This window comes from Nocardia cyriacigeorgica NBRC 100375 (assembly GCF_000308555.1).
GTDB lineage: Bacteria > Actinomycetota > Actinomycetes > Mycobacteriales > Mycobacteriaceae > Nocardia > Nocardia cyriacigeorgica.
Genome location: NZ_BAFY01000182.1, coordinates 1 through 7,866, shown reverse-complemented (window position 1 = coordinate 7,866; position 7,866 = coordinate 1). Strand labels below are relative to the sequence as shown.

Sequence of the window (7,866 nt, the reverse complement as noted above, 5' to 3'; positions counted from 1 at the left end):
CTCGAGGGAGCAGGATCGCCGCCACTGGGACCGGGCGAAGATCCGGGCCGGACTCTCCTGCTTGGTCACGGCCGCCGAGAACGCCGGCGCCGGAAAGTATCTCGCGCAGGCGCGGATCGCCGCCGCGCACGCGGTGGCGCCGAGCTGGGAACGCACCGATTGGGCCGCCATCGTTTCCGCCTATGACGACTTGGCGGCCGGTGCCTGGACGCCGGCCGTCGCGGTGAACCGCGCCGTCGCCATCGGTTTCCGGGACGGACCCGAGGCGGGGCTCGCGACCCTGGACGAGGTGGCAGGCCATCCTCGCCTCGCGGGCAGCCATCTGATCCCGGCCACCCGCGCGGACCTGTTGCGCCGGGCCGGGCGCACCCGCGAAGCGGCGCAGCACTATCGCGAGGCCCTGGCGCGGATCGGCAACGATCCGGCGGCGCGATTCCTGCGACGCCGCCTCGATGAGGTGATCGCCGCGCGGCAAGCGGGCGCGGTGAATCCTGAGTGGCCGAACTAGCGACGGCTCAGCGGCGCCGCGGTACCCGGCATTCGCTGTGGCGGCGCGGTCGCCGGTCCGCGCGGCTCAGCGCCACCAATCGTCGAGCGGGGTGACCGGCACCGTGCGCTTGTGGCGGGTCTTCAGGAAGATGTCCTCGACCCGCTCGGCCACTTCGGCACTGACCTCTTTGCCCTCGAGGTAGTCGTCGATCTCGCTGTAGCGCAGGCCCAGTGCTTCCTCGTCGGGCAGCGCGGGACGATCGTCCTCCAGGTCGGCGGTCGGCACCTTGGACCAGATGGAGGCCGGTGCGCCGAGCTCCTGCAGCAGCGCAGCGCCCTGACGCTTGGTCAGGCCGGTGAGCGGGGTCAGGTCCACCCCGCCGTCGCCGAATTTGGTGAAGAATCCGGTGACCGCCTCGGCCGCGTGATCGGTGCCGATCACCAGCAGGTTCTCCTGGCCCGCGATCGCGTACTGGATCACCATCCGTTCCCTGGCCTTGATGTTTCCGCGCACGAAATCGCGCAGCTTGGGCACCTGCAAACCCGACGCGACCTCGGCGGCAACGGCGTTGGCGCCGGGTCGCACATTGACCACCACCGAGCGTTGTGGCGCGACGAAGTTCATCGCGATCCGCGCGTCCGCCTCATCGGCCTGCACGCCGTAGGGCAGCCGCACCGCGACGAAGGTGGCCTCGACACCCTCGGCCAGCAGCTCGTCGGTGGCGAGCTGGCACAGCCGGCCGGCCAGCGCGCTGTCCTGGCCGCCGCTGATGCCGAGGACGTAGCCCTTGGCCGGGGTGGCACGCAGGTAGTCCTTGAGGAAATCGATTCGGCGCCGGACCTCGGTTTTCGGCTCGATGGACGGCTGGACGCCGAGCTCGGCGATGATCTGTGCACGCAGGTTCCCCATAGCCGCTCACTCTACTGGCGGGAGCGGCCCCGCCACACGCCGAACGAGACCTTCCCAATGATCGCCGATCTGCTCTCTGGTGTAGCCCTGCGCCCGGATCTGGTACAGCACCAGCGCCGCGCTCAGCGCGGCCAGCAGCGCATCGGCCAACAATTGAATGTCACCGGGGGTCGCCGCTTGCCGCAGCAGCATCGAGACGTGGGTCTTGAGCAGGTTGTAGGGCCGTCCGCCGTAGCGTTCGTCGGCCGAGCCCATCTCCGCCGCCCGGTGCAGCTCGCCTTCGACCTCGATGTCGAGCAGTCGCGCCCGCCCGAACGCCACCAGCCGTTGCACGGGCGGCGCGCCAGGGCCCAGCGGCGGCGCCCCGAACATGAACGCTTCCTGGAATTTGCGTTCGGAGTGGTCGAGCAGGGCGAGCATCAGCCCGGTCCGGTTGCCGAAGCGGCGGAAGACCGTCCCTTTCCCGACGCCCGCGCGTTTGGCGAGGGCGTCCATGGTGAGTCCGTCGACGCCGTGCTCGCGCACCAGCTGCTGGGCGGCATCGAGCAGGAGCTGACGGTTGCGCGCGGCGTCGGCGCGCTCGGTGGGTTCGGCGGTTCCCGGTAGCGGCGCGCCGATATCGAGCAGCGGTCCGACTTCGCCTGCTCCGGCCGCCGGACGGGTGCGGCCGGGAGGCGGGGTGGCACCGGTTGCGAGGGGATCGGGCACAGAGATGTTGTAGCTCACTGGTGGCACGCCTACTTCGGTAGGAATTATTCGGACCACGGTCCGGTTATCAACCCATAGCTTACATTGGTAGTCGCTACGAGTAGACCAGGAGAAGACATGAGCACCACCCGCATCCTCACCCTCGTCGGCAGCCTCCGCGCCGGCTCGATCAATCGTCAGCTCGCCGAGGCCGCGGTGCAGATCGCGCCCGAGGGTGCCGCGATCTCGATCTATCAGGGTCTCGCCGACATCCCGTTCTACAACGAGGACCTCGACGTCGAGGGCTCGGTGCCGGCTGCCGCGCAGGCGCTGCGGACCGCGGCCGTCGACGCCGACGCCCTGCTGCTGGTGACGCCCGAGTACAACGGCACCCTGCCTGCCGTGCTGAAGAACGCCATCGACTGGCTCTCGCGCCCGTACGGCGCCGGTGCCATCAAGGACAAGCCGGTCGCGGTGGTGAGCGCCTCCATCAGCCCCAACGCGGCGCGCTGGGCGCACGGCGACGCGGTCAAGTCGGTCGGTGTCGCGGGCGGGCGGATCGTCGAGACGGCGCATCTGCACTTCGCCACGATCGGGGAGCGATTCGGCGCCGCGCATCCGCGCGAGGACGCCGAGGCGCTGACCGCCCTGTCGGCCACGATCACCGAACTGGTCGCCGCCGCGCGAGACGAGCTCGTCTCGGCCTGATCGCTCGACTGCCGACGGCGCCGTCCGCATCCTTCGACGGATGCGGACGGCGCCGTCGTTTCCGGGTCGCGAAGGCCTCGACCGAGGGGGTGGTGACGATGGGGCGGGATAGGCGCGGGGGGCGCTCGAGACGGCTGTGACCGGCGTGATGCAAGGGTTTGCTGGGGAAGCGCCGAGCTGCCGAATTGTGATCTGCGACACGGCCGTGTCGGCTTGCGAATCGACTGTCCAGGGACTTACGGCGGCGAAATTTCATTCTTGTGACTCGCAACATGTCGTGTTGTTCCAAAGTGTCGGCCACTAGGTGTAGTGTCTTCGGTACTGGAGCGGGGCAAGCGAGAACACCTAGCCCGACCCAGTGAGGACCGGCCCGAGCAGGGGATTTCGGGCCAGATCCAGGAGTTTGCGCAGCAACACAGGATCTTGCTGTCACAGGCACTGCATACGGATCACCGGCTGTGGATCAGGCATAGGAGAGAGGGACATCGTCAATGACCATCACCGTGTACACCAAGCCCGCTTGCGTCCAGTGCAATGCCACCTACAAGGCCCTCGACAAGGCCGGGGTGGATTACGAAGTCATCGACATCTCCGAGAACGCCGAGGCGCGTGACTACGTCATGGCGCTGGGTTACCTGCAGGCCCCCGTGGTCGTCGCGGGCGAGGAGCACTGGTCCGGTTTCCGGCCCGACCGCATCAAGTCGCTGGCCGTCGCGGCCTGATCCGACGCATCCGTCCTTCCGATGTGAGAGGGAGGTGGCCATGTCCGAGTCGTCCGACTCCGCCGACTCCTCGGACAACGCGCTGGTCTACTTCTCCAGCGCGTCGGAGAACACACATCGTTTCGTCGAGAAGCTGGGTCTCCCGGCGACTCGCATACCACTGCACACCGCCGATTCGCTGCGCGTCGACGAACCCTACGTGCTGATCGTCCCCACCTACGGGGGCGGTCGGCACGTTCTCGGGGGGAGCCGGTCCGACAAGGACTTCGTACCGCGGCAGGTCGCCAAGTTCCTCAACGACCCGCACAACCGCGCCCTGCTCCGCGGGGTCATCGCGGCCGGCAACACGAACTTCGGCGAGACCTTCTGCTATGCGGGAGAGGTGATCTCGCGCAAATGCGGGGTGCCGTACCTGTATCGCTTCGAACTCATGGGAACCGCGGAGGACGTCGAGCGCGTCCGAGAGGGATTGGGATTGTTTTGGCAGCAACAACGACAGCACCGACCGGTAAGACGGCCCGCCTAGAGCAGGCCCCGATCCGGGGCGCGGAGGGCGGCGAGGTACTCGACTACCACGCCCTCAACGCGATGCTGAACCTGTACGGCCCGAACGGCGAGATCCAGTTCGACAAGGACCGCGAGGCCGCCCACCAGTACTTCTTGCAGCACGTCAATCAGAACACCGTCTTCTTCCACAACCTGGACGAGAAGCTGGACTATCTGATCGAGGAGAACTACTACGAGCGCGAGGTACTGGACCAGTACAGCCGCGAGTTCATCAAGAGCCTGTTCCAGCAGGCCTACGCCAAGAAGTTCCGGTTCCCGACCTTCCTCGGCGCGTTCAAGTACTACACCTCCTACACCCTCAAGACCTTCGACGGTAAGCGCTACCTGGAGCGGTTCGAGGACCGCGTGTGCATGGTCGCGCTGACGCTGGCCGCAGGCGATGAGCAGCTGGCCCGCGAGCTGGTCGAGGAGATCATCGACGGCCGCTTCCAGCCGGCCACCCCCACCTTCCTGAACTCGGGCAAGAAGCAGCGCGGTGAGCCGGTGTCGTGCTTCCTGCTGCGCATCGAGGACAACATGGAGTCCATCGGGCGCTCCATCAACTCCGCCTTGCAGCTGTCCAAGCGCGGCGGCGGGGTGGCGCTGCTGCTGACCAACATCCGTGAGCACGGTGCGCCGATCAAGAAGATCGAGAATCAGTCCTCCGGCGTCATCCCGATCATGAAGCTGCTCGAGGACTCCTTCTCCTACGCCAACCAGCTCGGTGCGCGGCAGGGCGCGGGCGCGGTGTACCTGCACGCGCATCACCCCGACATCTACCGCTTCCTCGACACCAAGCGGGAGAACGCCGACGAGAAGATCCGCATCAAGACCCTCTCGCTCGGTGTGGTGATCCCCGACATCACCTTCGAACTGGCGAAGAAGAACGAGGACATGTACCTGTTCTCGCCGTACGACGTCGAACGCATCTACGGCAAGCCGTTCGCCGATATCGACGTCACCGAGAAGTACTACGAGATGGTCGACGACAAGCGCATCCGCAAGTCGAAGATCAAGGCGCGCGAGTTCTTCCAGACCATCGCCGAGCTGCAGTTCGAATCCGGTTACCCGTACATCATGTTCGAGGACACGGTGAACCGGGCCAACCCGATCGCGGGCAAGATCACCCACTCCAACCTGTGCTCGGAGATCTTGCAGGTCTCCACCCCGTCGGAGTTCAACGACGATCTGTCCTACGCCAAGGTCGGCAAGGACATCTCCTGCAACCTGGGCTCGCTCAACATCGCCAAGACGATGGACTCGCCGGACTTCGCCAAGACCATCGAGACCGCGATCCGGGCGCTGACGGCGGTCTCGGACCAGACCCACATCTACTCGGTGCCCTCTATCGAACAGGGCAACAACCAATCGCACGCGATCGGTCTCGGGCAGATGAACCTGCACGGTTTCCTGGCGCGCGAGCGGATCCATTACGGGTCCGAAGAGGGCATCGACTTCACCAACATCTACTTCTACACCGTGGTCTACCACGCGCTGCGGGCGTCGAACCGGATCGCCATCGAGCGCGGCAGCTACTTCGGCGGCTTCCCGGAATCGAAGTACGCCAGCGGCGAATACTTCGACAAGTACACCGATCAGGTGTGGGAGCCCAAGACCGATCGGGTGCGTCAGCTCTTCGACGAGGCGGGCGTGCGCATCCCCACCCAGGACGATTGGCGTGAGCTCAAGGCCTCGGTGATGGAGCACGGCATCTACAACCAGAACCTGCAGGCGGTGCCGCCCACCGGCTCGATCTCCTACATCAACCACTCCACCAGCTCCATTCATCCGGTGGCGTCGAAGATCGAGATCCGCAAGGAAGGCAAGATCGGGCGCGTCTACTACCCGGCGCCCTACATGACCAACGACAACCTCGAGTACTACGAGGACGCCTACGAAATCGGCTACGAGAAGATCATCGACACCTACGCCGCGGCCACCCAGCACGTGGACCAGGGCTTGTCGCTGACGCTGTTCTTCAAGGACACCGCCACCACCCGCGATCTCAACCGGGCCCAGATCTACGCCTGGCGCAAGGGAATCAAGACCCTGTACTACATCCGGCTGCGTCAGATGGCGTTGCAGGGGACCGAAATCGAGAACTGCGTCAGCTGCATGCTCTGAATCATCTGACGCTCGTCGGTGGCGCGGATCGGTGAACACCGTTCCGCGCCATTTCTTTTGGCGACTATGTCGGCACCCGGCGCTATTGTGGTCGCATAGGGAGTGTGTGACCAGAGGGGCGGCGGCCGTGGGTGATGTCGTATTCGTGATCGACGGCGGAGGTCGCCGCGGGTCGGACTGGCTCGATCAGGTCACCGGCGAGCTACGCGCCGACCTCGAGGAGATCCGCGGGGTGCGGGTGCGCTCGGTGGCCGTCGCCGCGCCGGACGGCGCGAAAACCGGTGTCGTCGAACAGATCGGCCAGCTCGCCGTCTCCGGTGGGGCGCTCGCGACGGCGGCCCTGCTGGTCCGCGATATCGTCGCCAAGTTCATCGACCGGGCCGGGGCGCGCTCGATCACCATCAAGAAGGGCGAGGACGAGCTCACCATCACCGCGGCCTCGGCCGAACAGATCGACCGGCTGCTGGATCTGCTCACCGATGAATAGCCCGGCCGGACAACGCATCGCGTTGTTCATCGCCAACGACACCTACCATTTCGACGGGCTGTCGCGGCTCTACGCGCCGGTCTCCGACGCCGAACAGCTGCGAGAGTTGTTGCGCGACCCGGAAATCGGCGGCTTCCGGCCCACCGATCTGCTGATCAACGAATCGAAGGCCGAAATCGAGCGCAGTATCGAGCGGCTGTTTCGTGGCGCCGGCCCCGACGACGTGGTGCTGCTCTACTTCTCCGGCCACGGCCTGCGTACTCGGCAGAATCTGTACCTGGCCACCAGCAACACCGATCCGCAGCTGCTGTCGAGCACCGGGATCTCGGCCACCTTCATCCGGGAGCTCATCAAGGATTCGGCGGCCGCGGCCAAGGTCATCCTGCTCGACTGCTGCTACAGCGGAGCGTTTCTCGGGGCCGACGTGATGAAGTCGACCCCGACCATCGACGACGTCGGCCAGGAACTCGCCGCGGGCGAGGGCATCTGCGTGCTCACCGCGACCAGTGCGGTGGAAACCGCCGAGGACGGGCGCAACGGTGCCGACCAGTCGGCACCGTTGTCGATCTTCACCGCCGCCATGGTCAAGGGGATCGGCACCGGCCTGGCCGACAACGGCAGCGGCCGCATCAGCGCCCACGACCTGTGGACCTACACCTTGGCCGAAGTGCGTGCCCGCACCAGTAGACAGACGCCGAACCACTACGGACTGCTCAAGGACGAGGTGTATATCGCCAAGGTGCGGCGCAGGCATCCCGGTGCGGTCGAGGTGGGCGACCGGGTGCAGCTCGGCGGCCTGCTCGGACGGCTGGAGCAGGACGCGACCCTCGGTCTGCGGGCCGAAGCCTGGTGGGGTACCGGACGATTGAAGGTGCCGGTCGGCCAGGAACGGCGCACCGACGGTGCCGCGGGGGAGACCGTCTGGCTGGATCTCGCCGGCCCCGACGGCAACCTGCTCGTCGTCGGGCGCGCCGGCGCAGGCAAGAGCACCCTGCTGCGTACCCTCACCGGCTCGCTGGCGCTCACTCATGCCCCCGACGAAGCGCAGATCTACGTGCTGGAGTCGAGCAACCGGCTCGGGTCGATGGGTGCGCTACCGCATATCGCCGGTGTCGCGGGTGATGACGAACCCGAGCAGGTGCTCTCGCTGCTGCAGACCATCGTGGCCGAGATCCGGTCCCGCAAGAAGATGT

Annotated in this window: 9 protein-coding genes; 7 read left to right on the top strand and 2 right to left on the bottom strand. The window is 66.3% G+C overall.

What is annotated here, in order from left to right; genetic code table 11:
- Nucleotides 1-508, top strand: a 508-nt coding sequence (locus RJ05_RS31440) for an ECF subfamily RNA polymerase sigma-24 subunit (protein ID WP_036538679.1), incomplete at its 5' end; no start/stop codon positions are given.
- A 66-nt stretch (nucleotides 509-574) separates the two neighbouring features.
- Here RJ05_RS31440 and nadE read toward each other — a convergent pair.
- Nucleotides 575-1,399, bottom strand: a complete 825-nt coding sequence (gene nadE / locus RJ05_RS17880) for an NAD(+) synthase (protein WP_036538672.1) — start codon at nucleotides 1,397-1,399, stop codon at nucleotides 575-577.
- Nucleotides 1,400-1,405: 6 nt separating this feature from the next.
- Complete coding sequence (locus tag RJ05_RS17875; RefSeq protein WP_036538677.1) at nucleotides 1,406-2,026, bottom strand: TetR/AcrR family transcriptional regulator; 621 nt, start codon at nucleotides 2,024-2,026, stop codon at nucleotides 1,406-1,408.
- 198 nt (nucleotides 2,027-2,224) lie between these two features.
- Here RJ05_RS17875 and RJ05_RS17870 point away from each other — a divergent pair, with 198 nt between their 5' ends.
- From RJ05_RS17870 to RJ05_RS17845, 6 genes are all read left to right on the top strand, one after another.
- Nucleotides 2,225-2,794 (top strand): NAD(P)H-dependent oxidoreductase, encoded by a 570-nt coding sequence (locus RJ05_RS17870; RefSeq protein ID WP_036538670.1) that lies wholly within the window; start codon nucleotides 2,225-2,227, stop codon nucleotides 2,792-2,794.
- A 491-nt stretch (nucleotides 2,795-3,285) separates the two neighbouring features.
- Entirely contained in the window at nucleotides 3,286-3,516 is a 231-nt protein-coding gene (locus RJ05_RS17865) for a redoxin NrdH (RefSeq protein ID WP_014352286.1), read from the top strand.
- 40 nt (nucleotides 3,517-3,556) lie between these two features.
- Nucleotides 3,557-4,042 carry a class Ib ribonucleoside-diphosphate reductase assembly flavoprotein NrdI gene (gene nrdI / locus RJ05_RS17860; protein WP_051016673.1) on the top strand — a complete coding sequence of 162 codons (486 nt, stop codon included), beginning with the start codon at nucleotides 3,557-3,559 and terminating at the stop codon, nucleotides 4,040-4,042.
- A gap of 62 nt (nucleotides 4,043-4,104) precedes the next feature.
- Complete coding sequence (gene nrdE / locus RJ05_RS17855; protein WP_228798876.1) at nucleotides 4,105-6,186, top strand: class 1b ribonucleoside-diphosphate reductase subunit alpha; 2,082 nt, start codon at nucleotides 4,105-4,107, stop codon at nucleotides 6,184-6,186.
- Nucleotides 6,187-6,313: 127 nt separating this feature from the next.
- On the top strand, nucleotides 6,314-6,673 hold the full coding sequence (locus tag RJ05_RS17850; protein WP_036538668.1) for a hypothetical protein: 360 nt from the start codon (nucleotides 6,314-6,316) through the stop codon (nucleotides 6,671-6,673).
- On the top strand, nucleotides 6,666-7,866 hold a 1,201-nt coding region (locus RJ05_RS17845; RefSeq protein ID WP_036538665.1), incomplete at its 3' end, for a caspase, EACC1-associated type. The genes RJ05_RS17850 and RJ05_RS17845, both read left to right, overlap by 8 nt.